General features: G+C 74.1%; 18 protein-coding genes. 9 read left to right on the forward strand and 9 right to left on the reverse strand.

Going from position 1 to position 26,558, the window contains the following annotated elements; genetic code table 11:
* The first annotated feature begins 141 nt into the window (after nucleotides 1-141).
* From GWK16_RS12805 to GWK16_RS12815, 3 genes are read left to right on the forward strand one after another with little or no spacing between them, the layout of a single operon-like run.
* A complete protein-coding gene (locus tag GWK16_RS12805; protein WP_170054341.1) occupies nucleotides 142-1,533 on the forward strand; it encodes an amidase in 1,392 nt (463 codons plus the stop codon).
* Nucleotides 1,530-2,234 (forward strand): carboxymuconolactone decarboxylase family protein, encoded by a 705-nt coding sequence (locus GWK16_RS12810; RefSeq protein ID WP_170054342.1) that lies wholly within the window; start codon nucleotides 1,530-1,532, stop codon nucleotides 2,232-2,234. Before GWK16_RS12805 ends, GWK16_RS12810 begins: the two co-directional genes overlap by 4 nt.
* Complete coding sequence (locus GWK16_RS12815; protein ID WP_170054343.1) at nucleotides 2,234-2,485, forward strand: hypothetical protein; 252 nt, start codon at nucleotides 2,234-2,236, stop codon at nucleotides 2,483-2,485. Before GWK16_RS12810 ends, GWK16_RS12815 begins: the two co-directional genes overlap by 1 nt.
* On the opposite strand, the gene GWK16_RS12820 is transcribed toward GWK16_RS12815, so the two are convergent.
* Nucleotides 2,482-4,563 carry a hydantoinase/oxoprolinase family protein gene (locus GWK16_RS12820; RefSeq protein WP_170054344.1) on the reverse strand — a complete coding sequence of 694 codons (2,082 nt, stop codon included), beginning with the start codon at nucleotides 4,561-4,563 and terminating at the stop codon, nucleotides 2,482-2,484. The two genes, GWK16_RS12815 and GWK16_RS12820, sit on opposite strands and share 4 nt — an antisense overlap.
* A complete protein-coding gene (locus GWK16_RS12825; RefSeq protein ID WP_170054345.1) occupies nucleotides 4,560-6,182 on the reverse strand; it encodes a hydantoinase B/oxoprolinase family protein in 1,623 nt (540 codons plus the stop codon). The genes GWK16_RS12820 and GWK16_RS12825 overlap by 4 nt, the downstream gene beginning before the upstream one ends.
* Nucleotides 6,183-6,312: 130 nt before the next feature.
* Between GWK16_RS12825 and GWK16_RS12830 the strand changes: the two genes are divergently transcribed.
* Together GWK16_RS12830 and GWK16_RS12835 are read left to right on the forward strand one after the other, a co-directional pair.
* Nucleotides 6,313-7,281, forward strand: a complete 969-nt coding sequence (locus GWK16_RS12830) for a Bug family tripartite tricarboxylate transporter substrate binding protein (protein ID WP_170054346.1) — start codon at nucleotides 6,313-6,315, stop codon at nucleotides 7,279-7,281.
* A gap of 4 nt (nucleotides 7,282-7,285) precedes the next feature.
* The gene (locus GWK16_RS12835) at nucleotides 7,286-8,203 is read left to right on the forward strand and encodes an SMP-30/gluconolactonase/LRE family protein (RefSeq protein ID WP_170054347.1); all 918 of its coding nucleotides are present in this window, start codon (nucleotides 7,286-7,288) and stop codon (nucleotides 8,201-8,203) included.
* A 4-nt stretch (nucleotides 8,204-8,207) separates the two neighbouring features.
* On the opposite strand, the gene GWK16_RS12840 is transcribed toward GWK16_RS12835, so the two are convergent.
* From GWK16_RS12840 to GWK16_RS12850, 3 genes are all read right to left on the reverse strand, one after another.
* Nucleotides 8,208-8,822, reverse strand: a complete 615-nt coding sequence (locus GWK16_RS12840) for a phosphohydrolase (RefSeq protein ID WP_170054348.1) — start codon at nucleotides 8,820-8,822, stop codon at nucleotides 8,208-8,210.
* A 144-nt stretch (nucleotides 8,823-8,966) separates the two neighbouring features.
* Complete coding sequence (locus GWK16_RS25735) at nucleotides 8,967-9,962, reverse strand: asparaginase (protein ID WP_338144464.1); 996 nt, start codon at nucleotides 9,960-9,962, stop codon at nucleotides 8,967-8,969.
* Nucleotides 9,963-10,071: 109 nt separating this feature from the next.
* A complete protein-coding gene (locus GWK16_RS12850) occupies nucleotides 10,072-10,500 on the reverse strand; it encodes a hotdog fold thioesterase (protein ID WP_170054349.1) in 429 nt (142 codons plus the stop codon).
* A gap of 257 nt (nucleotides 10,501-10,757) precedes the next feature.
* Between GWK16_RS12850 and GWK16_RS12855 the strand changes: the two genes are divergently transcribed.
* From GWK16_RS12855 to GWK16_RS12870, 4 genes are read left to right on the forward strand one after another with little or no spacing between them, the layout of a single operon-like run.
* Entirely contained in the window at nucleotides 10,758-12,059 is a 1,302-nt protein-coding gene (locus GWK16_RS12855) for a glycosyltransferase (protein WP_338144465.1), read from the forward strand.
* A 31-nt stretch (nucleotides 12,060-12,090) separates the two neighbouring features.
* Nucleotides 12,091-19,239 (forward strand): type I polyketide synthase, encoded by a 7,149-nt coding sequence (locus tag GWK16_RS12860; RefSeq protein ID WP_170054351.1) that lies wholly within the window; start codon nucleotides 12,091-12,093, stop codon nucleotides 19,237-19,239.
* Nucleotides 19,236-20,549, forward strand: coding sequence for an aminotransferase class I/II-fold pyridoxal phosphate-dependent enzyme (locus GWK16_RS12865; protein ID WP_170054352.1), 1,314 nt, complete (start codon nucleotides 19,236-19,238; stop codon nucleotides 20,547-20,549). The genes GWK16_RS12860 and GWK16_RS12865 overlap by 4 nt, the downstream gene beginning before the upstream one ends.
* 10 nt (nucleotides 20,550-20,559) lie before the next feature.
* Nucleotides 20,560-21,351: a formyltransferase family protein gene (locus GWK16_RS12870; protein WP_170054353.1), complete on the forward strand. Its 792-nt coding sequence runs from the start codon at nucleotides 20,560-20,562 to the stop codon at nucleotides 21,349-21,351.
* On the opposite strand, the gene GWK16_RS12875 is transcribed toward GWK16_RS12870, so the two are convergent.
* From GWK16_RS12875 to GWK16_RS12890, 4 genes are read right to left on the reverse strand one after another with little or no spacing between them, the layout of a single operon-like run.
* Entirely contained in the window at nucleotides 21,348-22,745 is a 1,398-nt protein-coding gene (locus GWK16_RS12875; protein ID WP_170054354.1) for a sulfatase-like hydrolase/transferase, read from the reverse strand. The two genes, GWK16_RS12870 and GWK16_RS12875, sit on opposite strands and share 4 nt — an antisense overlap.
* Nucleotides 22,742-23,521, reverse strand: coding sequence for an SDR family NAD(P)-dependent oxidoreductase (locus GWK16_RS12880; protein WP_170054355.1), 780 nt, complete (start codon nucleotides 23,519-23,521; stop codon nucleotides 22,742-22,744). The genes GWK16_RS12875 and GWK16_RS12880 overlap by 4 nt, the downstream gene beginning before the upstream one ends.
* Nucleotides 23,518-24,741 (reverse strand): capsule biosynthesis protein, encoded by a 1,224-nt coding sequence (locus GWK16_RS12885; RefSeq protein ID WP_170054356.1) that lies wholly within the window; start codon nucleotides 24,739-24,741, stop codon nucleotides 23,518-23,520. Before GWK16_RS12885 ends, GWK16_RS12880 begins: the two co-directional genes overlap by 4 nt.
* On the reverse strand, nucleotides 24,741-26,486 hold the full coding sequence (locus GWK16_RS12890; protein ID WP_170054357.1) for a capsular polysaccharide export protein, LipB/KpsS family: 1,746 nt from the start codon (nucleotides 26,484-26,486) through the stop codon (nucleotides 24,741-24,743). Before GWK16_RS12890 ends, GWK16_RS12885 begins: the two co-directional genes overlap by 1 nt.
* Nucleotides 26,487-26,558 lie beyond the last annotated feature (72 nt).

Here is a 26,558-nt window from a genome sequence, read left to right on the forward strand (position 1 = left end):
GGCGCTCTGCCCTGACGTTGCCTCAAACTGCAACGGCAGAGTGCGGCGCGCCAGAGGGTTCTGTCCATCCCGTCATCCGCCCTGGCCTGGACATGCCCGCAAGCTGGGCCCTGAATGCCCCGGACGGGAGCAGGATCATCCATGGCCGCATATTCGCCGCGCGACTTTCGCGCCCTCGCCTTCCACCAGGCCGCCCGGGCCTTCGCCGAGGATGCGGACACCCCACGCGACTTCCTCGAACGCTGTCTCGAGACCATTGCGGCGCAGGAACCGGTGGTCCGCGCCTGGGTGGTGCTGAACCAGGCCGGCGCGCGGGAGGCCGCGGACGCCTCCACCGCGCGTTGGAAGGCGGGCCGCCCGCTCTCCCCCATCGACGGCATGCCGATCGGCATCAAGGACTTGCTCGAGACGCGGGACATGCCGACCCAGATGGGCTGCCGCGCCTATCGCGGGAATTTCCCGAAGCGCGACAACGCGGCCGTCTCGGCGCTGCGGGAGGCGGGGGCGATCATCCTCGGCAAGACCGTGACGACGGAACTCGGCGGCGCGCATCCGGGGCCGACGACCAACCCCTTCGACCAGGGACGCACGCCGGGCGGGTCGTCCTCCGGGTCGGCCGCCGCCGTCGCGGCGCGCATGGTGCCGGCGGCGATCGGCACGCAGGTCGGCGGGTCCATCATCCGCCCGGCCTCCTATTGCGGGAACTTCGCGCTGAAGCCGACCCAGGGCGGCATCAACCGCGGCGAACGCCAGGCGACCTCGATGAGCACCTCCGGCGTGCATGCCGGCTCGATCGAGGACATGTGGCAGGTCGCGATCGAGATCGCGAAGCGCGCCGGCGGCGACCCCGGCCGCCCCGGCCTGTTCGGCCCGTCCACGCCACCCGAGGCGCGCCGCCCCGCCGTGATCGGCGTGATGGAGACGGAAGGCTGGGCCGGCCTCGACGCCGCGAGCAAGGTGGCCTTCGAGCAGGTGGTGGACCGCCTCCGCGCGCAGGGCGTCACGGTGCTGCGCCGCGGCGACCATCCGCTGCTCGAGACCTTCGAGGCCTCGCTGACCGGCGTGCAGGCGATGACCAGCGCCATCACCGGCTGGGAGAACCACTGGCTGTTCCGCAACCTGGTCGCGCAGGACCCGGACGGCATCAGCGCGCGGAGCAAGGCGGTGCTGACCATGGCCAGCAAGATGACGCCCGAGGACTACCGCCTGCGCCTGCTGCAGCGCGAGGAGATCCGCGCCCGGCACGCCGCCCTTGCCCCGGTGGTCGACGCGCTGATCGCCCCCGCCTCGCCCGGCCCCGCCCCGCTCTGGGCCGGCGAGGTGCCGGGCCAGCCGCTGGTGCCGCGCCCGACCGGCGATGCGGTGTTCAACACGCCGAGCTCCGGCATCGGCGCCCCAGCCGTGACGGTGCCGCTCACCTCGGTCGGCGGCATGCCGATGGGCATCCAGGTGATGGTGCAGCCGCACATGGACGCCCAGGCGACCGCCATCGCGCGCTGGATGGTCGAGACGCTCGACCCCGTCGTCGCATGACCTCGCCCGAGGAGGTCCGCGCGCGGCTCGAGGCGATCCGCGCCGCGCGCGGCGGCTATGTCCTGCCGCACCACGGCGCCATGGCCGCCGCCCTGCCCGAGCTGCACGCGACCTATGAGGCGATGTACCGGGCGCTGACGCTCGACGACCACCACCTGACCCCGCATGCGAAGGAGGTGGTCTGGCTCGCGATCCTCGTCGCCTGCCAGGAGCCGGTCGGCACGCACCACCTGCACTTGTTCATGAAGACCGGCGGCACCGAGGCCGAGGCTGCCGCCGTGTTCCGCCTCGCCGCCTGGGCGGCGGGGGCGCGGCGCTATGCGGCGCTCGCGGCGTCCTGGCAGCAGCACCTGCCGGGGACCGACCTCGCGCGCGAATACAAGGACGGCGCGATGCGCCTCGTCGCCGGTGCCTTGGACGAACGCCTCGCGCGGCTCGCGCTGATCGGCGCGCATACCGCGGGCGACGAGGCCTGGGGCCTCGCCGCCGAGATCGAGGCCGCCTATGCCGCCGGCGTGCCGGAACCCGAGATCGCCGAGGCGATGAGCCTCGCCATCTGGGTGCGCGGCGTGAACCCCTTCGTCCGCGCGACCGAGACCTGGTTGCGCCTGATGCAGGCCGGCCGCGTCACGCCCTCCCCCGCCTTCCGCGCCTGGGCCGAGACGCCCGGCCAGGGCGCCTTCGTGCCGCCGCCGCGCTGATGTTCGGCACCCTGCTCAAGGTCGGCGTGGTCGTCGTCCTGGCAGCGGTGGCAGGCGAGTTCCTCTCGCCGCCCTTCTCCTGCTGGCTGCTGCATGTCGTCGCACCGCGCGACGGCGGCGGCGCGGGCAGCGCGATGGTGCTGGTGCAGCCGGGCGGCGGCGCCGGCGCGGTGATGGCGCGGCTGGCGGAATCGCCGTCGCTGCGATCGGGCAGCGCCTGCCGCGCGGCGCTGCTGCCCGGCCTGCGCTAGCCGCCGACCGTCACCACCAGGTTCAGCGACGCGTCGCACACCGCCTCGCTGCCCGGCGGCAATACGAGCGTGCTTTCGCGTTCCTCGACCAGCGCCGGACCCGCGACGCGATCGTCGGGACCGAGCCGGGTGCGGTCGATCACCGGCGTCTCGACGAAGCCCTGGCCGGGGAACCAGGCCGGGCGCACGCCGGTCACCGCCGCCCCGCCGCCGCCCGCGCCGCGCGCGAGGTCGAGCGCCGGCGTCGGCCCGGCGACGATGACACGCCAGGACACGCCCTCGACCGGCAGGGCCGGCTCCGTGCGGCCGTATTGCTGCAGGTAGGCGGCTTCGAAGGCGCGGCGGATGCCGTCGCGATCAGCATGCGCGATGGCGGCGGCGGGGATCTCGGCCTCGACCTGGAAGCCCTGGCCGGCATAGCGCAGCGCGCCGATGACGGTGGTGCGCATCGCCGCCGGCGCGACGCCGGCCTCGGCGACCATGCGACGCCCCTCGGCTTCCATGCCCGCGACCAGGGCCGCGAGTTCCGCGAAGTCGAGCGTCGCCAGCGGCGCCACCCAGCCCCGCACGAAGGCGAAGGAGATCGGCGAGGCGAGGAAGCCGAAGGCCGAGGCGACGCCCGCCCCGGCCGGCGCGATCATCCGCGCGATGCCGAGTTTCCGGCACACCTGCGCCGCATGGACCGGGCCGGCGCCCCCGATCGGGACCATGGCGTAGCCCTCGATCCGCCGCGCCTTCTCGAGCGCGTGGATCGCCGCGGCCTGGGCCATGTTGCCGTTGACCGTCTCATGCAGCGCCCAGGCCGCTTCCACCACCGACAGGCCGAGCGGATCGGCGAGATGCTCGCGGATCGCGCGCTCCGCCGCCGCGACGTCGAGCCGCATGTCGCCGCCCAGGAACGACCCCGCGCCGAGATAGCCGAGGACGAGATCCGCATCCGTCACCGTCGGCCGCGTGCCGCCGAGGCCGTAGCAGGCCGGGCCGGGATCGGACGACGCGCTCTCCGGCCCCACCTGGATCAGCCCGAGCCGATCGACCTGCGCGATGGACCCGCCGCCGGCGCCGATCTCGATCATCTCGATCACCGGCACCTTGAGCGGCAGGCCGCTGCCCTTGCGGAAGCGATCGACGCGCGCGACCTCGAAGTCGAGGCTGCGCAGCGGCTCCCCGCCTTCGATCAGGCAGGCCTTGGCGGTGGTGCCGCCCATGTCGAAGCAGAGCACATCCGCCGCCCCCGACGCCCCGCCGAGCAGCGCCGTCGCGCGCACCCCGCCGGCCGGCCCGGACTGCACCAGGCGGATCGGATGCCGCGCCGCGGTCTCCTCCCCCACCGTGCCGCCATCGGACAGCATCAGGTAGAGCGGGCCGGTCAGGCCGATGCCGCGCAGCCCCTCGGCCAGACGCGTGAGGTAGCGCTGGAAGACCGGCAGCACATAGGCGTTGCAGATGGTGGTGGAGGCGCGTTCGTACTCGCCGATCTCCGGCACCACGTCCGAGGAGAGGCACAGCGTCACGCCCGGCGCCTCTTCCGCGAGGATCTCGCCCATCCGCCGTTCATGCGCGGGGTTGCGGAAGGCATGCAGGAAGCAGACGGCGACGGCCTGCACGCCCGATGCGGCAAGGTCCCGCGCCGCGGCGCGGGCGGCGGCCTCGTCGAGCGGCATCCGCACGCCGCCATCGGGCAGGATGCGCTCCGCGACCTCGATGCGCCCGCTGCGCGGCACCAGCGGCTGCGGCACGCGCATGAAGAGGTCGTAGGTGTCGTGGCGCAGTTCCGTGCCGATCTCGACGACGTCGCGGAAACCGTCGGTCGTGATCAGCCCGGTCGGCACCCCGCGCCGTTCGATCAGCGCGTTGGCGACGAGCGTGGTGCCATGGATGACGTGCTGCACCTGATCCGGCGCGATGCCATGCGCGTCCAGCATCTGCCGTATGCCGGCAAGCACGGCTTCCTCCGGCGCATGCGGCGTCGTCAGCAGCTTGCCGTTGCGCAAGGACCCGTCGCGCGTGTCGAGCAGCACGAAGTCGGTGAAGGTGCCGCCGATGTCGACGCCGATCCGGTAGGGCGCGCCGGTCATGCGCGATACGCCTTCGCGCCGGCCTCGGTGACGTAGCCTTCGGCGATGTCGCGCGCGAGCGCCGCCGGATCGCGCTCCGTCGGCGGTCCCATCCCCCCGCCGCCAGGCGTCTCGAAGGTGATGCGGTCGCCGGGCGCGAGCACGATGCGCGCCTTGGCCGGCGCCTTCGCGCCGTTCACCAGATCACGCCCGCCGGTGCCGGCCAGCCCGCCTAGGATGCCCCGCGGCGGATGCTGCACGCGCTCGTGGCGGTAGGTGACGGTGACGGGCCTCGGCCCCGTCGCCTCGAAGGTCAGGCGCTGCGAGAGCCCGCCACGCATCCTCCCCGCGCCGCCGGAATCCGGGATGAGCCGCTTTTCGGTCAGCAGCATGGGCACGGCGTTCTCGAACTGCTCGACCGGCTGGGTCGCGACGTTGGAGGGGAAGGACAGGCAGGCCGGCCCGTCGCGCATGGGCATCGCGCCATGCCCGCCATTCATGAAGAACATCCGCACGTAGCGGCGGCCATCGGCGTGCTCGCCGGTGAAGTAGCAGTTCCACAGGGGGCTGCCGCATTCGGCGATGACGCGGTCCGGGATCAGCCGCCCCAGCGCGGCCAGCACCAGGATCGGCAGGTAGTGCCCCGTCAGGTGCCGCCCCCAGACCGGCGCGGGGCGGCGCGGGTTCACGATGCTGCCCTCGGGCGCGATGAAGCGGATCGGTCGGAAGCATCCGTCGTTGTTCGGCGTCTCCGGATCGAAGGCGCATTTCACCGCGTAGTGGGAATAGGCACGGGAGAAGTTCAGCGGCGAATTCACCGGCCGCGCGATCTGCGGATCGGTGCCGGTGAAGTCGAGGCTCAACGCATCGCCCTTGATCCCCAGCCGCAGCCGGATCGTCACCGGATGCTCGAAGCCGTCCGAGGTCACCTCGTCCGTCACCTCGCCATCCGGCACCGCGGCGATCGCCTGGCGCATCGACCGCTCGGACCGTGCGAAGATCTCGCCGGCCAGCGCATCGAGGTCCTCGATCCCTTCCTCGGCCAGGATGCGGAACAGCCGCGTCTCCGCCTGCTCATAGACGGCGAACAGCGCGCGGATGTCGCCCAGCGTTTCGTCGGGCTGCCGGAGGTTCGCCTCGAGGAAGGCGATGACGTCCTCGTTCTCCTCCCCGCCGCGCAGGATGCGCGCGATCGGTATGGTGAGGCCTTCCTCCCAGGAATCCCGTGCCTCGACCGATGGTGCGCCGCCGATGTCGGTCGAATGGAAGGTGCCGCCGATCCAGGCCGCGATCCGCCCATCGCGGAAGACGGGACGGATCGTCGTGATGTCGTTCAGGTGCCCGGTACCGAGATAGCCGTCGTTGCTGATCAGCACGTCGCCCGGCCGCAGCCGCTCGCGCGGGATGCGCGCCAGCATGTGCCCCAGCGTCACCGGCATCGTGCCCACGAAGGACGGCACGGAACGGGAGGATTGCGCGAACTGCCGCCCCTCGCTGTCCATCAGCCCGATGGCGAGATCCCAGTTGTCCCGCACCACTGAGGAGAAGGAGGTGCGGACGAAGTTCTGCGCCGCCTCGTCCATCAGCCCCGCGATGCGCCGCCAGGCGGATCCCAGCCGCAGCGCCGTGAAACCACTCATGTCCCGATCGATCCCGCATCGCCCGTCATGCGAGAACCATTGCATCGACGGCCGCAGCCGTGAAGCGCCGCCAGGGTGACGCGCGCGCCGCAGCGGCCTAGCCTCCGCACCAGGACCGGAGGAGACAATCATGGCCCTGCACCGCCGCGCCCTGCTGGGTGCCGCCCTGTTGCCGGCATTGCCGGTGACCGCCCGCGCGCAGGCCTTCCCGACGCAGCCGCTGCGCCTCATCCCGCCCTATCCGCCCGGCGGCGGCACCGACACGGTGGCGCGGCTGCTGCTGCCGCACCTGATGTCGCAGCTCGGCCAGAACATCGTCGTCGAGAACCGCGGCGGCGCCGGCGGTGCGATCGGCGCGGCCGAGGTCGCGCGCGCGCCGAAGGACGGACACACGTTGCTGCTCGACAGCATGGGCCATGTCGTCAACCCGACGCTGATGCCGAACCTGCCCTTCGACTACGCGACGGCCTTCGGGCCGATCACGCAGCTCACCTGGCAGCCGCAGATGCTGGTGGTGCCGGCGGCCTCGCCCTACCGGACGCTCGCCGACCTCGTGGCGGCGGCGAAGGCGCGGCCCGGCACGCTCTCCTACGCCTCCTCGGGCAACGGCACCGGCGCGCATCTGGCCATGGTCGAATTTGCCCGCCTGGCGGGCATCGAGGTGGTGCACATCCCCTATCGGGGCGGCGGCCCGGCGATGACGGACCTCATCGCGGGCAATGTCGCCATGGCCTTCGCCTCGGCGGCGGCGGCGACCGCGCATGTGCAGGGCGGGCGGCTGCGCGCGCTCGGCGCCGCGGGTCTGCGCCGCATCACGGCCCTGCCCGACATGCCGACCATCTCGGACCAGGGCTACACCGGCTTCGACTGGGACGAATGGAACGGGCTCTGGACCGTCGCCGGATCGCCGCGCATCGCGGTGGAACGCCTGCATGCGGCGGCCATCTTCGCCCTGGCGCAGCCGGACGTCCGCGCGCGCATGGACCAGATCGGGATCGTGCCGCTCGGCACCAGCCCCGACGACTTCGCCGCTTTCGTCATCGCGCAGCGCGAGCGCGCCGCACGCCTGATCCGCGACGCCAACATCACCCTGGGCTGAGAGCATGTACGCCGCACCACCCTCCATCACCGCCGAGATCCACACCGAGGTCCCCGAGGCCCTGCGCATCCGCGGCCGCACGAGCGAATGGCTCTACGGCCGGCCCGGCGCGACGCCGCATTCCTTCCTCGAAGGCCCGTCCTTCGACCGCGCGGGGAACCTCTGGCTGACCGACATCGTCTTCGGCCGCATCTTCCGCGTGAGCCCCGCCGGCGACTGGACCGTGGTCGCCGACTATGACGGCGAGCCCAACGGCCTCGCCTTCCATCGCGACGGCTGGGTCGCCATCACCGATGCGAAGCGCGGCCTGCTGCGCCTCGATCCCGCGACCGGCGAGGTCGCACCCCTCGTGCCGCGCGCCCGGCGCGAGGGCTTCCGAGGCGTCAACGACTGTACCTTCGCCATGAACGGGGATCTGTTCTTCACCGATCAGGGCCAGACCGGCCTGCACGATCCCGCCGGGCGCGTCTATCGCCTGCGCGCGGGCGCGTCACAGGCCGATGCGCTCGTCTCCAACGTGCCGAGCCCCAACGGCCTCGTGCTGACCGCGGACGCCCACACACTCTACGTCGCGGTGACCCGCGACAACGCCATCTGGCGCGTGCCGATCACCGATGATGGCGGCGTGATCCGCGTCGGCCGCTTCATCGCCATGTCGGGCGGCCTCGCAGGGCCCGACGGGATGGCGATGGACGTGGACGGCAACATCGCCGTCGCCCATGCGGGGATGGGCACCGTCTGGATCTTCTCGCGCCTCGGCGAGCCGCTGCTGCGCATCCGCTCCCCGCGCGGGCTCGGCACCACCAATGTCTGCTTCGGGGGCCCGGAGAACCGCGACCTCTTCATCACCGAAAGCGAGAGCGGTTCGGTCCTGCGCGCCCGCTGGGAACGGCCGGGCGCGCCGCTCTTCGCGCACGCCTGACCGGCTAGACGCGCGCCTGGAGGATGGTCAGTTCCTCGAGGAAGCGCGCGGCCGCAACGTCGGGCGCCCAGGGGCGCCAGGGCGGGTCGCCGTAGCGCACCGCGAGCGGGTCCTTCGCGATGACCTCGGCCTTGATGCCGAGCGTCTCGCGCACCTCGGTCGCGGTCCAGCCGACGACGTGCACCGCCTCGGCTGCCGCGGCCGCGACGTCGACCACCTTGTGGGCGCGCTTCTCCTCCGCCGTCCAGGACGGCAGGCGGTAGCGCGTCGCGATCGCCGCGGACAGCCGCGCCTGGAGGTCGGCGAAGGCCTCCCCCAGGAAGGGCTTCAGCGGCGAGATGCAGTCGAAGTTGATCAGCCCCTCATCGGCGTCGTGCAGCAGCTCGCGCAACTCCTGCACCGGCGTCAGGCGATGGCGCGTGCGCGACCGGCGCAGCGCGAGCACCGTCAGCGAATGCTGCGCAACCGACAGCGGCTCCGGCCAGGCCGAGTGCCCGCCCCAGCGGAAGGTGCGCGCCAGGCCCGTCGCCAGGTCGGCATCGGTCCAGTCGAAGGGCGTCGGGGACAGAAGATCCAGCCGCCGTCCGGAGGGCAGGCGGACCCAGGCACGGTCGGGCATCAGGATGCGCGGGGGAGGAGAGCCTCCCCCGCCCCCCCTCCCTTCCTTGGCTCTTGGGAACTGACGTCCACGGGCGGCACCAGGTGACAAGGAAGGTTGAGGGGGTCCGGGGGAGAAGTTCCCATCTCCCCCGGCCTTCCCCCGTCAGTATTCCGCAAAGACGCGCTCGAGGTCCGTGACCCCGTGCGCCAGCGCCAGCGCCAACAGGATCCGCGCCTTCTGCGGGTTGAGGTTGTCCGCCGTCACGAACCCGAGCGCGGCATTCTTCGTCGTCCGCCCCACACGCCCCGATCCGGCGCGCGAGGACAGCACCACCGCGACGCCCTTCTTCACCGCCGCGGCCATCGCCGCCGACATGGCGGGCGTCACATAGCCCGGCGCGAAGCCCGCGGTGACGATGCCCTTGGCACCAGCCGCGACGAAGGCCTCGATCGCCGCGCCATCGGCGCCGGCGTAGACATAGGCGACATCGACGCGCGGCAGCGCCTCCATGCCGCGCACGTCGAACTCGGTATCGGGGGCGAGGCGCCGCAGCGGCTTGCGATACCAGACGATGGCATCCGCATCCGCCTGGCCGAGCACGCCGAAATCGGGCGTGCGGAAGGTCTGCATGCGCAGGGTGGAGGTCTTCGTCACCTCGCGCGCCGCCTGGATCTCGTCATTCAGCAACACCAGCGCGCCGAGGCCGCGCGCGCGTGGATCGGCGGCGACGCGGCAGCCGTTCAACAGGTTCATCGGCCCGTCGCCGGCAAGCGCGGAGGCCGGCCGCTGCGCGCCGACCAGCACCACCGGCTGCGGGATCTTCAGCGTCAGCGACAGGAAATACGCCGTCTCCTCGAGCGATGCCGTGCCGTGCGTGACGACGATGCCCGCGAGGTCGGGATGCTCGGCCGACAGCCGGTCGCAGATCAGCAGCAGCTCCTTCCACTCCGGCCAGCCGAGCGCGGTGGAGGGGATCGCCTTGAACGGCACGGGGATGACATCGGCGACGAGCGCCAGTTCGGGCACCCGCGCGATCACCCCCTTCACGTCCAGCACCTGGCCCAGGCTGCCATAGTCGATGAGGTCGAGCGGCCCCTTGCCCATGGAGGAGATCGTCCCGCCGGTGCCGATGATCGCGACCTTGGGTTTGCTGCTCACGCTGCTTCCTTTCGAGACGTGCGGGATCGCGACCGGCGGTCGTCGTGGCGGCGCGAAACATCCGCTCGAACGCTATCGGCGCTCCCCTGGGCCGGCAACCGGCCCCAGTTCAGCCGCGCCGGTCGATCACCGCCGTGGTCAGGCGCGACACGCAGGCGAGTCGCCCGTCCGCGCGGTGGATCTCCGTCTGCCAGACCTGGGTGTTGCGTCCGAGGTGAAAGGGCCGGCAGACCGCGCTCACGGTCTCCCCCTTGGGGACGGAGGAGATGTGGTTGGCGTTGACCTCGAGCCCCACGGCCATCCGCCCTTCGGGCAGGGTCATGTTGCTGGCCATGCTGCCCAGCGTCTCGGCCAGGACGACCGATGCGCCGCCATGGAGGATGCCGAAGGGCTGGATGTGGCGATCGTCGACCGGCATCTCGGCGCGGATGAAATCGGGGCCGATCTCGAGAATTCTGATACCGAAATGGCCGGGAAGGCTTCCCGCGAATCGACGCTCCATGGCAGCGGAATCGGGGGGCTGTCGCCAGATCGTCATGTGAAAACCTTCATAGGCGAAGAGGGGGAAGGTCCGCAGCGTGCCAGGGTTCGGACGTTGCGTCATGACGGTACCGCACGGATAGAATTGACACTTGCCCAGTAGTATTGCATTAATTTTTCGGTCGTTTCGAAAATTTGAGACGGTCAACCGTCGCGGTGAGGCGAGTTCGCGTTTTATCAACCATCACGATGGTAGGAGTGCCGAGAAGCGGAGGCCGGACGCCGGTCTCCAGGGTGCGGTCAGGAGGGCCGAGCGTGCACGTACTGCTCGACGTATCCCGGTTCTTCGGTTGCTCGCGCCGTCGGGCACCCTCCGGCATCGATCGCGTCGAAGCCGCCTATGCCCGCCGCTGGCTCGCTGCCCCCGAGAGCACCGTCACCTTCGTCGCCCGCGGCCCGCGCGGCGGCTACGCCGCTGTGCCCCGAGGCATGGTCGCCGATCTGGCGAACCAGTTGCAGGTCGCCTGGTCGGGCGGGCCCGGCGCGTCGGCCGCCCGCCGCGCGGCCCGCCGCACCGCGCTGGTCGCCTTCGCTCGCCTGGCGCTCGGCCGCGGTCGCAACCGCCTGACCGAGGTGCTGGGGCGCGAACGCCGGGCCGTCCTCCTGCTTGTGTCGCATCGTCTGATGGAACAGGCGGAACCGATCGCCGAACTGCGGCGCGCCGGCGCCGCCTTCGTGCCGCTGGTGCACGATCTCATCCCCGCGACGCATCCCGAATACGCCCGGCCGGGCGTGGCGATGCAGCATCTGCAGCGGATCGACACGGTGGCATCGCTGGCGGATGCGATCATCGTCAATTCGGCGGCGACGGCCGCGGTCCTGTCGCCGCACCTGGTCGGGCAGACGGTGTCGCCGCCGGTGCTCGTCGCGCCTCTCGGCATCGACACGTTGCAGGCCGGCGATCCGCCGGATCCTTCCGCGCACCCCTACTTCGTCGTGATCGGCACCATCGAGCCGCGCAAGAACCATCTCCTGCTGCTGCATCTGTGGCGCGACTTCGCGACCAAATGGGGCCCTGCGGCGCCGCGACTCGTCCTCGTCGGCCGCCGTGGCTGGGAGAACGAGAACGTCCTGGACCTGCTCGAACGCTGCACGATCCTGCGCGGGGTGGTGGAGGAAGCGGGATCGCTTCCGGACTCTCAAGTCGCCTCGCTGCTCGCCGGCAGCCGCGCACTGCTGTTTCCCTCGTTCGCCGAGGGCTACGGCCTGCCGCTCGCCGAAGCCCTGGCCGCCGGCGCGCCGGCGATCTGCTCCGACCTGCCCGCGCTGCGCGAGGTGGGTGGCGCCGTACCGGAATACCTCGACCCGCTCGACGGCGCCGGCTGGCGGCGCACCATCCTCGACTACGCCGCGCCCGACAGCCGCGCGCGTGCGGCGCAGCTCGCGCGCCTGCGGAACTGGAGCGCGCCGAACTGGGACGACCACTTCGCCGCCGTCGATGGCTTGCTGGCCCAGGCGACCGCCCGCGGCGCGGTCACCATCGCGACCCCGGCCCGTCGGCTCGACCGCCCGATGGTGAGCGCGCCCCTGCCCGCCGCACCCGTCCCGGCCGAATGAGGCGCTGCACGGCCAGGCCGGCCGCCAGCTGATGCGGGCCGCGCGCCGGGCGCGCCCGCGCCAGCCCTCGCCGGGCATCGCCATCCTGGGCGCCGCGTGTCGCCTGCCTGGCGCCCCGGATCTCGAAGCCTTCTGGTCGCTGCTCGCCGAAGGGCGCGACGCCGTCACCAGCGTTCCTGCGGACCGTTTCGACCAGGCGCGCTGGTTCCATCCGCGCCCGTCCGAGCCTGGCCGCTCCTACACTTTCGCCGCAGGCACCATCGGGGACGCAACCGGCTTCGACGCGGCGGCCTTCGGCGTGTCGATGCGCGAGGCGGCGGAGATGGACCCGCAGCAGCGCGTGCTGCTCGAGGTCGCGGCCGAGGCGCTGGAGGATGCGGGCATCCCGGCCGAGCGCCTCGCCGGCCGCAACGTCGCGGTCTTCATCGGCGGCTCCTCCACCGACTTCGCGGAACTGCGCCTGGGCGATCCCTCCGCGGCGGACCGCTTCCTGATGACGGGGAACGCGCTGTCGATCCTCGCCAATCGCATCGGCAACGTCTTCGACCTGCGCGGGCCGGCGCAGACGATCGATACGGCCTGCTCCTCCTCCCTCGTCGCGCTGCACCTCGCGATCCGTGCGCTGGAGGACGACCCGGAACTGGAAGCGGCAGTGGTGGGCGGCGTGAACATGCTGCTCTCGCCCTATTCCTTCATCGGCTTCTCGCGCGCGGGGATGCTCTCGCCGACCGGGCGCTGCCGCGCCTTCGACGCGGCGGCGGACGGCTATGTCCGGGCGGAAGGCGCGGGCGTCGTCGTGCTCAAGCGCCTGCCGGATGCGATCGCGGCGGGCGATGCGGTGCGGGCCGTGCTGCTCGGCAGCGGCGTGAACGCGGCGGGGCGGACGATCGGCCTGTCGCTGCCGAACCGCATGGCGCAGGCCGCGCTGATGGACCGCGTCGTCGCGCGCGCCGGCATCACCCCCGACCGTTTCCTCGCCTTCGAGGCGCATGGCACCGGCACCCGCGTCGGCGACCCGGCCGAGACCTGGGCGATCGGCACCACCATCGCGCAGCGCCGCGCCGCGCCGCTGCCGATCGGCTCGGTGAAGACCAATATCGGCCACCTCGAATCCGCCTCCGGCATGGCCGGGCTGCTGAAGGCGATGCTGATGCTGGAGAAGGGCGCGCTGGTGCCCTCGCTCCACTTCGCCGAGCCCAACCCCGAGATCGATTTCGCCGGGCTGAACCTCACCGTCGCGACGCGGCACGCGGCCCTGCCGGCCGCGCCGGATGCGGTAGTCGGCGTCAATGCCTTCGGCTTCGGCGGCACCAACGCGACCGTGCTGCTGGGCCGCGCGCCGGCCGTCGCCGCGACGCCCGCCGGCAAGCCCAGCGGCGCGCCGCCGCTGGTGCTATCCGCGCGGTCCGAGGCCGCGCTCGGCCTGCTGGCCACGCAATGGCGCGACCGGCTCGAAGGGTGCGACGCGGCCGACGCCGCCGCGCTCGCCCGCGGCGTCGCGCGACACCGGGACCTCGGCCCCCACCGCCTGGTGTTGCGCGGTGCCGACGGGGATGCCCTGGCCGCCGCCATCGCTTCCGATCGGGGCGAGCGCGGCCAGGCCGTGCGCGGCGCGACCGCCTTCGCCTTCTCGGGCAACGGTGCGCAATACGCCGGCATGGCGAAGGGCGCGCTGGCCGCCTCGCCCACCTTCCGCCGCGCGGTGAAGGAGGCCGACGCGGCGCTCGCGCCGCTGCTCGGCTGGTCGCCACTGGTGCTGCTCCGGCGCGGCGTGACGGCCGAGGCGCTCGCCGGCACCGACATCGCCCAGCCGCTGCTGTTCGCGGTGCAGGTCGGCGTGGTGGGCGCGCTCGCCGCGCAGGGCATCCGCCCGGGCCTGGTGCTCGGCCATTCGGTCGGCGAGGTCGCCGCCGCCTGGTGCGCCGGCCTCCTCCCGCTCGACGAAGCGGCGCGGCTGATCGTCGCGCGCAGCCGCCACCAGCACGCGACGCGCGGCACCGGCCGGATGGCCGCGATCGGCTGCGGGCCGGAGGCCGCGGCGCCGCTGCTCGACGCCGCCGGGCCGGGCGTCGAGATCGCGGCGGTGAACGGCCCGTCCTCGATCACCGTTGCCGGACCGGCGGACGCGGTCGCGCGGCTTTGCGCGGCGGCCGAAGCCGCGCGAGTCTCGGCCATCCCGCTCGATCTCGACTACGCCTTCCACGCCGCGGCGATGGATCCGGTGCGGAACGGGCTGCTCGCTGACCTCGCGACGCTCGCGCCGCGACGCGGCACGATCCCGATGGTCTCCTCGGTCACCGGCGACGTTCTGGCCGCTGATGATGCCGGCGCCGCCTACTGGTGGCGCAACCTGCGCGAACCGGTGCGCTTCCGCGACGCGACGCGGGCCGCGGCCGAGGCCGGCGCGCGGCTCTTCCTCGAGATCGGGCCGCATCCCGTCCTGCAATCCTACCTGCGCGAAAGCCTGCGCGAGGACAGCGCGGAGGCCGCGATCCTCCCCACGCTCACGCGTCGCGACCCGGCCGGCGATCCCTTCCCCGCCATCGCCGACCGCGCCGTCGCGCGCGGCGCCGACCCGCGCGACGGCCGCGCCTTCGCCGGCCCCGCCCGGCGCGACCTGCCGCGCACGCCCTTCGCCCGCCGCCCGGCCTGGTTCCCGCGCACTACGGAAAGCGCGCGCCTCACCGACCCCGAGCGGGACCACCCGCTGCTGGGCCTGCGCTCGGGCGGGGATGCGGGGCGCTGGACCGCCTTCCTCGACACCGAGACCGACCCCTGGCTTGCCGACCACCGCCTGATGAACGAGGCGGTGCTGCCCGCCGCCGCGATGGCCGAGATGGCGCTCGCCGCCGCCGCCGCGCTGCATCCGGACGCCCCGGCACTCGAAGTCACGGAGCTCGCCATCCAGCGCCCGCTGGCCTTCGAGCCCGGCCGCGTCCGGGAGGTCCGCAGCACCGCCGATGCCGAGGGCGGCTTCCTGCTCGAAAGTCGCCGCCGCCTCGCCGAGGAGCCCTGGGCGCTCGCCGCCCGCGCACGCATCGCCGCCCTGCCGCGCCTGCCCGTCGCGCCGGACGCCCCGCCGGCCGAGGCACGCGAGATGCGCGGCGCCGAGGTGATCGCCCTCGCCGCGCGCGCGGGCCTCGATTACGGCCCGGCCTTCCGCCCGGTCGAGCGCGTCACGACCGACGCCGCCGGCCGCCACGCCCGCGTCAGCCTCCGCCTGCCCGAGGCCGCGCCCGGCGCGGCGGGCTTCCTGCTGCATCCCGTGCTGCTCGACGGCGCGCTGCAGGGCCTCGTCGCGCTTCTGGCGGGTGCCGCCGACGCGGCCTCGCTGGTGCCGGTGCGGATCGGGCGGCTGGCGGTGCTGCGCGGCGCCGCGCTGCCGGCCATCGCGGAGATCTGCCTGACACGGCGGGGGGAACGCGTGCTCGCCGCCGACCTGACACTGCGCGATGCGACAGGGACGGTCGTCGCGGTGTGCAGCGACGTCTGGCTGCAGGTGGTGCGCCTGCCTGGCCGCACGGCGCCGGAGGACCTCGTCTTCCGCCTCGACCCGCTGCCCGCCCCGCCGCTGCCGCCCGCGGCGGCGCCCGTGGCGGCCGAGGCCGCGCTCGATGCCGCCCGCGCCGCCGATGCCGCCGCCGATGCGGCCGAGGCGGCGCTGCTGCTCGAAGGCTTCGCCGCCGCGGCGACCGTCGCGGCGCTGCCCGTCGCGCCGCCGGTCGCCACGTCCTATCGCCGCGCGCTGTGGCAGTCGCTGGGCGAGACCGGCCTCGCCGAGGAAACCCCCGCCGGCTGGCGCCTGGCCGAGGACCAGGCGCTGCCGGCGGCGAGCGAGATCTGGCGCTCGGTGCTCGCGGAGAATCCGGACCTCGCGCTCGACATGGCCTGGCTGGCCCGCGCGGCGGAGACGCTGCCGGTCGCGCTCACCGGGGAGCCGGTCGCGGCGCCGCCGCCGCCACTCGACTCCGGTGCCTTCACACGGCTCGCCGCGGTCGTCGCGGCCGCGCTCGCCGCCGTCGCGGATCGCTGGCCGACGGGGCGGCTGCTGCGCGTGACGGAATTCGGCGCCGGCGGGCCGCTGACGCGCGCGGCCGTCGCGGCGCTCGCCGGACGCGGCCTGCGCGTCGCCTATCGCGCGGCAGGCGAGGCGCGGGCCGGCGCGACGCCCCCCGCCGCAGAGGGCATCGACTTCGCCTGGACCGGCAGCGGGCCCCTGGAGCCGTCCGACGTTGTGATCGGCCTCGCCCCGGCGGTGCGCGGCCGGGCGGGGACGGATCTTGCCGCGGCACTCCGCGCCGCCGCCGCGCCCGGCGCGCTGCTGCTGCTCGCGGAACCCGCGCCCGGACGGCTGTGGGATTTCGCCTGCGGCCAGGACCCCGCCTGGTGGACCGGCGGCGAGGGCGCGCTACCCGACGCGGCCAGCTGGCGCCACGCGCTGTCCGACGCCGGTTTCGAGGACCCGGAGGCCCTGCCGCTCGCCGCCGCGCCCTGGCCGGCGTTGCTGCTCGCCGCCCGCGCGCCCTCGGTCGTCATTGCCGCTCCGGGCAAGCCGCGCCGCGTCGCGATCTTCGCAGCCGCAGGCGCGGCGCGGCTCGCGGCCGCGCTCGACGCCGCGCTGCGCGCCGAGGGCCATGCCGTGACGCAGTCCCCGCTCGACGCCACACCGGCGCCGCGCGCGATCCAGGGCGCGCAGGTGGTGGCGCTGGCCGGCGATGACCCGTTGCCCGCGACGCTCGCCGCCGCGACGCGCCTCGCGGAAGCCGCCAACGGTGCGGCAAGCGGCATCGTCCTCGTCGGCGCTGGCGTCGACAGCGCGGCGCTGGCCGGTCTTGGCCGCGTGCTGGCGAACGAGCTGCCGGACCTCGCGCCGCGGCGGATCACGCTCGATCCCGCGCTGCCGCCGGAACCTGCGGCGCGGCGGCTCGCCGCCGAACTTGCGGGCGACGCGCCCGAAGTCGTGGTCGCCCCCGATGCGCGCCTGCTGCCGCGCCTCACCCCCGGCCTGCCGGCGCCCGCGCGCACCGGGGCGCGGCGCCTCGCGATCGGCCAGCCGGGCCAGATCGGCAGCTTGGCCTGGGCTCCGGAACCCGCCCTGCCCGCGCCCGGCCCCGGCGAGGTCCGCCTGCGCGTCGCCGCCACCGGGTTGAATTTCCGCGACCTGATGTGGGCGCAGGGCCTGCTGCCCGAGGAAGTGCTGATGGACGGCTTCGCCGGCCCGACCCTCGGCATGGAATGCGCCGGCGTCGTCGAGGTCGGCGGGCCCGGCGTCGCGCTCCGTCCCGGCGATGCGGTGTTCGGCTTCGCGCCCTCGGCCTTCTCCACCCATGCGCTGACCCGCGCCGAGGCCCTCGCCCCGCTGCCCGAGGGCCTGCCCCCCGAGGCCGCGGCGACCATCCCCGTCGCCTTCATCACCGCCTGCTACGCGCTCGAGACGCTGGCGCGCATCCGCCCCGGCGAGCGCGTGCTGATCCATGGCGGGGCGGGCGGCGTCGGGCTCGCGGCGCTGCAGGTCGCGCGCGCGGCCGGGGCGCGCGTCGCGGCGACCGCCGGCAGCACGGAAAAGCGCGCCTTCCTGCGCATGGCGGGCGCCGAGCTCGTGCTCGACAGCCGCGATGCCGGCTTCGCCGACGCGCTGCGCGCGGCCTGGCCGGATGGTGTCGATGTGGTGATGAACTCGCTCGCCGGGGAGGCGATGGAGCGCAGCCTTGGGCTGCTCGCGCCCTTCGGGCGCTTCATCGAACTCGGCAAGCGCGACTTCGTGGAGAACCGCCGCGCCGCGCTGCGCCCGCTGCGGCGCAACGTCTCCTACTTCGCCGTCGACGCCGATGCATTGCCACGCGCGAAGCCGGACCTCGCCCAGGCGCTGCTTGCCGACATCGCGGCGCGGCTCGCCGAGGGCGCGCTGCTGCCCCTGCCCCATGCCGTATTCGACGCCGACGCGGCCGAGGCCGCCTTCCGCACGCTGCAGGCCTCGGCGCATATCGGGAAGCTCGTGATCCGCCCGCCCGTCCGGACCGGCACGGCGCCCGCGCCCTGGGCGCCCGCTCCGGGGGGCACCTACCTCGTCATCGGCGGCACCCAGGGCTTCGGGCTGGAATGCGCGAAATGGCTCGCAGCGAACGGAGCGGCGCATCTCGCGCTGGTCTCACGCCGCGGCGGCGAGACGCCTGGGGCAGATGCCGCGCTACGCACGCTCGCCGCCCTCGGCGCCCGGACGCGCATCGAGGCCTGCGATGCGACGGACCGCGTGGCACTCGCCGCGCTGCTCGCGCGACTGAGGCGCGAGGGCCCGCCGATCCGGGGCGTCGTCCACGCCGCCGCCGCCTTCGCCGACGGCGCGGCCGCCGGCATGGATGCCGCGCGCTTCGCCCGCGTGCTCGCGCCCAAGGTGACGGCCGCGCGGCACCTCGACGCCCTGACGCGCGAGGACCCGCTGCACCTCTTCCTGCTCTTCTCCTCGGCCACCACCGCCTTCGGCAATCCGGGCCAGGCCAACTACGTCGCGGCGAATGCGGCGCTCGAGGCCATCGCGCGGCAGCGCCAGGAGTCGGGCCTGCCCGCGCTTGCCGTCGGCTGGGGGCCGATCGCCGATGCCGGCGTGCTGGCCCGCGACGCGGCGACGGCCGAGACCCTGGAACGCCGCACCGGCGTCGCGCCCATGCCGGCGCAGGAGGCGCTCGCCACCCTGCCCGCGATCCTCGCCGCCCGCATCCCGGTCGCGCATGTCGCGCGCATCGGCTGGGGCGCGCTCGCTTCCGCCCTGCCCGTCCTGGCCGAACCCGCCTACGCCGCGATCCGCACGGCGCGGGAGGCGGCCCCCGGTGGCGCCGACCTGCGCGAGGAACTCCGCGCCCTGCCGCCCGAGCAGGCCCGCGCGCGTCTGGTGGCGCTGGCGCAGGAGGAGATCGCCCGCATCCTCCGCCTCCCTGCCGAGGCCTTCGGCGCCGATGCGCCCGTCGCGGGGCTCGGCCTCGATTCGCTCGGCGGGCTCGAACTGCGCATGGCGCTGGAACGGCGGCTCGGCGTGCAGGTGCCGCTTGCCGCGGTGACGGAGGACCTCACCATCGCCGTGCTTGCCAACCGCATCGCCGGTGTGGTGCTTGAGGACCGGACGGAGCACGCGGTGCAGTCGCTGATGGATGCCTACGAGCCCGCCGCGACCGACGCGGCGCCATGAGCCAGGGCTTCGGCCTGTCGGCCACGGCGCGGCTCGCGCTGCTGCAGCGCCTGTCCAAGCGCCGAGAGGAGAAGGGCCCCGCCCCGGGTGCGGCGCGCGCCTTCCGCGAACTGCCCGGCCAGCGCGACATGGAGATGATCCGCGAGGCCGCCGGCGCCCTCGGCCTCGAGAACCCCTTCTTCCGCCCACATGAGGGTATCGCCGGCGCGACGACGCGCATCGGCAACCGGGAGGTCGTGAACTACGGCTCCTACAACTACCTCGGCCTGAACGGGGATCCTCGCGTCATCGCGGCGGCCAAGGCGGCGATGGACCGGCACGGCGTCTCGGCCTCGGCCTCCCGCATGGTGTCGGGCGAACGGCCCGTGCATGGGGAACTGGAAGCCGCCATCGCGGCGCATTACGGGGTCGAGGCGGCGATCGCCTTCGTCTCGGGCCATGCGACGAACGTGACCGTGCTTGGCCACCTGATGGGCCCGCGCGACCTGATCGTGCATGACGCCGCCATCCACAATTCCTGCGCCGAGGGCGCGCGGCTGTCCGGCGCGCGGCGCATCGCCTTCGCCCACAACGACTGGCGCGCGGCGGAACGGGAACTCGCCGCCGCCCGGCGCGGCGCGCGCCGCGCGCTGATCGTCATCGAGGGCCACTACTCGATGGATGGCGACATCCCCGACCTGCCGCGCTTCGTGGACCTCGCGCGCAAGCACGACGCATGGCTCATGGTCGATGAGGCACATGGCCTCGGCGTGGTGGGCGCGACCGGCCAGGGCATCCACGAGCATTGGGGCGTCGCCGCGCAGGATGTCGACATCTGGATGGGCACCCTGTCCAAGACGCTGTCGGGCTGCGGCGGCTACATCGCCGGCAATGCGGACCTGATCGCCTGGCTGAAGCATTCCGCGCCCGGCTTCGTCTATTCGGTCGGCATGGCGCCGGCGCTCGCCGCGGCATCGCTGGAATCGCTGCGCATCCTGCACGCCGAGCCCGAGCGCGTCGCGCGGCTGCAGGCCAACGCCGCACTGTTCCTGCGACTCGCGAAGGCGGCCGGGCTCGATACCGGCACCTCGGCGGGCCTTGCCATCGTACCGGTCATCGTCGGATCCTCGGTCGGCGCTGCGCGGCTGTCCCAGGCGCTGTTCGATGGCGGGATCAACGTGCAGCCCATCCTGTTCCCGGCCGTCCCGGAGTCCTCGGCGCGGCTGCGCTTCTTCCTCTCCTCCGAGCACGACGACGCGCAGATCCGCGCCACCGTCGCCGCGGTCGCCGCGGCGATCGGCGGCGCGCGGCCCGCGGAACTCGCCACCTGACCCCCGCGCCATGCCGCTCCGCGTCGCGCTCCTGACGCTCGAAAGCACGGCCAGCGCCGAGGCGGCGGCGCGCGTCCTGCGCGAGACGCGGCACGAGGTCGTGTTCCTCGGCGTCTCGAGCCCGCTGTCGCGCGCGCGTGCCCGGCGGATCATCGGACGCTGCGGGCCGCGCATCATTCCCTGGCTGCTCGCCGAATTCGTCGCCCCGCGCCTGATGCGACCGCGCGGCACCGGCCCGCTCGCCGCCGCCGCGCGGGCCCGCGGCGTCACGCCGACGCCGATCGTCGACATCAACGGCGCCTTCGCCCAGGCGGCGATCGAGGCCACGCGCCCCGACGTCATCGCCATCTGCCATTTCGACCAGATCCTCGTACCCGAGGTCCTGGCACTCGCGCCCCGCGGCGGGGTGAACCTGCATCCCTCCCTGCTGCCGCTGCATCGCGGCCCGATGCCCTGCTTCTGGGCAGCAGCCGAGGGGGGCGGGGATTTCGGCGTCAGCGTGCATCGGCTGGCCCCGCGGATCGACGCCGGCCCGGTGATCGCCCAGCGGCGCGTGCCGGTGCCGGCGGAGGCGACGGTCTCGACCGCGGCGCGCCTGCTGCACCAGGCCGGCGCAGAGCTGCTGCTGCAGGCGCTGGACGACATCGCCACGGGCCGCGACCGCGGCCGGGACAGCCCGCCGCTGCCCTACCAGTCCTTCCCCGACGGCGCGGCGATCGCGGCGGCGCGGCGCAAGGGCGTGCGGCTGGCGGGCTTCGCGGACTGGCGCGCCGGGCGGGCGCTGGGCGGCGTGGCCGTCTAGCCGAGCAGCACGGCATCGCGCACCGCGCGATGGAGCCCGGCGGCGTCGCGGTCGCGCCGCGTGCCCCCCCCCCCGCGATCGCTGCGCCAGACCAGGTAGTCCGTGTCGGTGCCGCCCCGTGCGACCGGCAGCGCCGGGCGGTGGTCGCCGAAGGCCGCGACCACCACGGGCCGCGACGATTTTCGCGCCGCCGTGGCGATGGCACCCAGCATCGCATCCGTCGCGACCATCCGGTCCGCCCAGGCCGCCGCCGGGTCGGGTCCCGTCCAGGGCCCGTGCGCGGCGACACTGATCGCATAGAGGAAGGCCGGCCCTTCCGCCGCCGCCAGGTCGGACACGATACGCACGCCAAGCGCCGCATCCGTCACCAGCCCATGCGCGCGCGGCGCGCCGGCGAAGGCGGGCTCCGCCTCGAAGCGCTGGAAGCCAAGGGCCGGCAGCACCTTGTCCCGGCCGAAGAAGCGCGCATCGAAGGGATGCAGGCAGGTCGTCGCATAGCCCGCCCCGCGCAACAGCCAGGCGAGCGATCCGACGGGCGCCCGCGCGAAGCGGAAATACGGATTCAGCCGATCCAGCCCCAGCGCCGCATCGTCCAGCCCCGTCAGCACGACGAACTCCGTGCGCATGGTGTTTGCGCCGAAGCCCGGCACCGCAAGCAGCCCGCGCGACAGCGCCTGAGCGCCGAGTGCATCCCAGTTCGGCAGCGCGCGCGGCAGGCCGAAGCGGCGCGGATCGCAGAAGGATTCCAGTTGCAGCAGCACGAGATGCGGCGCGACCGCCGGCGCGCTCGCCGCAGCGGCCGGATGCGCCGCCCGCCGCACCGGCCGTTCCACCGCCGCGATCCGCGCATGGATCGCGAAGGTGGCGAGCGGCCCGAAGCGCGCCGCATCCTCGGCCGGTCGGCGCGACGGCGTAGCGCCGCGCAGCAGCCACAGCGGCCGCAGCACCAGCAATGCAAGGCCCGCCGTCAGCGCCAGCAGCCCCGCCCGCGCCGCGGCATCAAGCGCGATCGGCGGTTCCAGTGCGACCACCGTGACGAAGGCCGCCACCCCCAGCCCGATCCCGCCCAGCAGCAACGCCGGCGGCACGAAGGGCAGGTAGAAGCGCGGATGCGCCGCCACCTGCCAGAGCAGCCCGCCATCGGTGAAGGCGAGCGGCTCGCGCAGCGTCGCCCGCTTCGCCTGGTCCGCGATGGCGAGGAAGATGCACACGCCCGCGGTGAGCCCGCCCGCCAGCACCGGTCGCGCCGTCACCGCCAGCAGCGCACAGAACATCGCAACGAGCGGCGCCGCATCCAGCAGCATCCAGGGCGAGGGGCGCAGGCCGCGCCGCAGCCACACCCAGAAGGGCAGCGGCAGCGCCGCGCCGATCAGGATGTGCGCGGCGGTGTTCACGCCTCGGGCGCGATGCGGAAGCGCATCCGCCGCACCGCCCAGTCCGACAGCCCCGCCGGCAGCGCATCCACCACGCGCAGCAGCGCGGCGAGCGCCAGCGGGAAGGCGCAGCGCCGCGCGCCGCGCAGGATGGCCCGATGCGTGATGTCCGCCGCGCGGTCGAGGCCCATGGCCAGCGGCCGCGGCCCCTTCCACCGCGCGCCCATCGCGCTGTCGAAGAAGCCCGGCAGCACCACCGTCACGCCGACGCCGCGCGGGGCGAGGGCGGCGCGCAGCCCCTCGCCATAGGCGCGCAGCCCGGCCTTCGATGCGGCGTAACCCGGCGCATCTGGCAGCCCGCGATAGGCCGCGACCGAGGCGACGACCACGATCCGTCCCACGCCCCGCGCGCGAAACTCGGGCAGAAGTGGCTCGATGAGGTGCATCGCGCCGATCAGGTTCACTGCAACCTGGGCGGTCGCGCCCTCGGCCCCTTCCCAGGCGCCGTCCGGTGCGACGCCGCGGGAGATGCCGGCATTCGCGACTACGCAGTCGATGGGCGACGCCGCGTCCCAGGCCAGCACTTGCGCGCCGAGTGCGGCGCCGTCGCGCACGTCGATCGCCGCGGTCTCGACGATGGCGCCGCGCGCGACGCAGCGCGCGGCCGTCGCCGCCAGCCCTTCGGCGCCGCGCGCGACGAGGCGCAGCGTCACGCCGGGCGCGGCGAAGCGTTCGGCCAGCGCAGCGCCCAGCCCGCGCGAGGCGCCTGAGATCAGCACGCAGCGCGGTGCACTCATGCCGGTTCCGCCGCGAAGGGCGGATCGCCCTCGAGGCGCGGGACGGAATTCGCCACCGCCTCGTTCATGCCCGCATCGCTGAAGAAGCCGCCGCGCACCAGGCAATGCGCGGCGAGCACGCGCCGTAGCGCATCGACCAGCGCCATGTCGGGCGGCGTGCGCTCGGTCCAGAAGCGGTCGAGCCCGTCCTGGAAGGTCAGGCCTGGCAGGTCGTAGAGCGCGCGGCCCAGCACGACGACCGGCTTGCCTTCGCGCAAGGCCTGCAGCCCCGCCGTGCTGTTCACCGTCACCACGCCGGCCGCCGGCGCGAGGACCGGCGTGAAATGCAGTTCCGGCAGCCAGGCGATGCGCTGCGCCACGCCGCGTTCCGCCGCGCGACGTTCCGCGAAGCGTCCCCAATGCGACAGCCCGTTGTCGAGCGGATGGCCCTTCACGGCGAGCAGCGCATCGGGCGGGGCATGGGCGGCGAAGGACTCGACGACGAGCGCGATCGCGTCCGCAAGGCTCGTGAACGGCGAATGGTGACGCAGCTGGTAATCGCCCTCGAGCTGCAGGGGCAGGACGAAGACCGGGCCGGGCCAAGCCTCCACCTGCTTCAGCCGCTTCCATGCGGCATGCCGCCGCAGCGGCCGCAGCAGGCCGCGCTTGAGCCAGCCGGCATATTCGTGGAACGGGTTCCATTGCCGGTGCGTCCGCCAATGCGGGAAGTCGCGGCGATGCAGGAGGTTCGCGAGATTGTACCGCACATCGTCCGACGCGCGGCGAAGGAAGGATCCGCCCGACAGCGTCTCCGGCAGCGCCGGCGGCAGGCCCTCGGCCAGCGCGCGGATGCGCGCCGGGTCGCGCGGCAGCCGGGACCGTGCATTCACCCCGCCTGCCTCGAGCGCCAGGTAACCCGGCCGCAGATAGGCTTCCTCGTAGATCCAGGCCCGCAGGCCGCGCCGCCGCGCCGCCGCGATGGCGGCGACATGGAAAGGCCGCCCGTCCCCGAACATCACGAGGTCGGTCACGCGATGCCCGTCGATCAGCGCGTCAAGCGCGGCGGGCCAGTCGGCCTCCGTGCCGGTGTAGTCGGTCGCGTTGGGCCGCTTCCAGAACAGCCGGTCGCCCGGGTTGAGGTTCACCCGGTGCACCGCGTGGCCGCGCGCGCGCAGCGCATCGCCGAGCCTGGCGAAGAAGTGCGTCGCCAGCCCCTGCAGCACCAGGAAGGAACGCGCCATCAGCCCCGCCCCGGCAGCAGCCGCGCCATGACCCGACCCTGCCAACGGCGCAGTCGCGCAGCGAACCCGCCCGACCAGGCGCGCGGCTCGCGCAGGCGCTCGATCAGCTGTTCCGGGGTGCAGGGCAGCTCGGTCACCGGGTCCAGGTAGCGCGGGTAGAGGATCAGCGCGATGGCCAGGAGTTCATCGACCGACAGCCGCCGCCGCCGGCGAGGGATCGGCGCGCGATCCTCGGTCAGGCCCCAGCCGGCGTAGAAAGGTCTCCCCCAGCAGGTCACTGCACGGCCGCGCAGCAGCGCCTCGAAGCCGGTGAGCGAGGTGATGGTGTGCACCTCCTCCACCTGGTCGAGCAGCGGCGCGATCGGCGCGCGGGCGACCACGACGTCCGCCAGCGCGCGGGCCTCCGCCTCCGGCACCGCGCCGCGGCGGTAGCCGGCCTCGACGTCCGGATGCGGCTTGAAGGCGATGAAGGCATCCGGCGCGGCGGCCCGCACGGCGCGCAGCAGGTCGAGGTTGCCGCGCACCTCCGCCGAGGCACCCAGGCGCACCGACAGGTCGTCCTCGACCTGGCCCGGAACCAGGATGCGCCGCCGTCCCGGCGTCGACGGTAGGACCGGCGCGGCACCGGGCAGGTTGTACTTCGTGACGCCGCCGGCGCGCAGCGCGGCGCGCAGGGCCTCGGCCCGCTTGCGGAGCGCCGACGGGACCTCGGCCGTCGCGAGGAGGCGCTCGAGGTCGCTCGGCCCCGATGGGTCATAATAGGGTCGGCGCCGATCGCAGGTCAGCGACGCCCCCGGCAGGAAACCCGCGCCGAGGCCCGCCGAGCGGATGAACCCGTCCTCGATCCAGACCAGCGGCACGCGGGCCTGGGCCGCCTGCGCGACGAGGCCGCGCGGCGCGCGGCTCGCCCAGACGGCGATGGCGCCGCCACGCCGGCTCGCCGTGGCCACCGCATCGCGTCCGCCGCGCGCAAAGGACACCGGCGCCCCGGCAGACCCGAGAGCCGCGCCGATACGGCGCCGCTTCCAGAAGGACATGCCGACACACACCGCGATGTCGCGGTTCTGCGCGTGCTGCCGCCGCCAGGTGCCCAGCGTCTCGAGCGCCTCCTCCAAGCCGATGGGCGAGCGACCTATCGGATCGACGCAGCGTGCGGCCGCGGCGAGGGCGTCCAGCGGGTCCGCGTCGCCCCCCGCCCCGATCACGCGACAGCCAGCAAGCGCTGCGAGCCGCGCCATCGCGCCGGGCGCCGCATGGACCGCGGCGGCGGCGTCGATCAGCGTCCAGGGCGAGAGGCGTTCCGGCCGGGCGCCATGCAGCGTCGTCGACGCCCGGGCCGGCGCGAAGGGATCGCGGACGATGCAGGGGCGGGTATCGCCGACCGATGCCTCGTCCAGCAGCGCCGCGGCGGCGCCAGCCAAGGCCGGATCGCAAGGATCGACGACCAGGATGGCCTCGCCCGGTCCGAGACCGAGGGCGGCGGGCCCGGGGTCCGGCAGGCCGGCGGGGCCGCCCAGCCGCGCCGCCCGCACCGCGGCGCGCAATCGTTGCCGGTAATCGGCCGCCAGGCGCGGCGCCCCGCGGGTCAGGATGCTCCGGACCGGATCGGGCGCGGCGTCGGCGAACAGGATCGTCGGCACCTCCTGCCCACCCAGGGCCGGCGGCGCGAAGGGGCCGGGGTCGAGATACAGGATGCCGCCACCCCAGCCCGGCGGTGCCGCCGCGTCCACCGGCAGCAGCAGCATGTCGTCGGGCGCCGCGACGGCCGGCGGCGTCCTGATCCTCGCATCGGGCCAGAAGGCAGGCAGATGCGGCCA

This window comes from Neoroseomonas marina (assembly GCF_012927745.1).
GTDB lineage: Bacteria > Pseudomonadota > Alphaproteobacteria > Acetobacterales > Acetobacteraceae > Neoroseomonas > Neoroseomonas marina.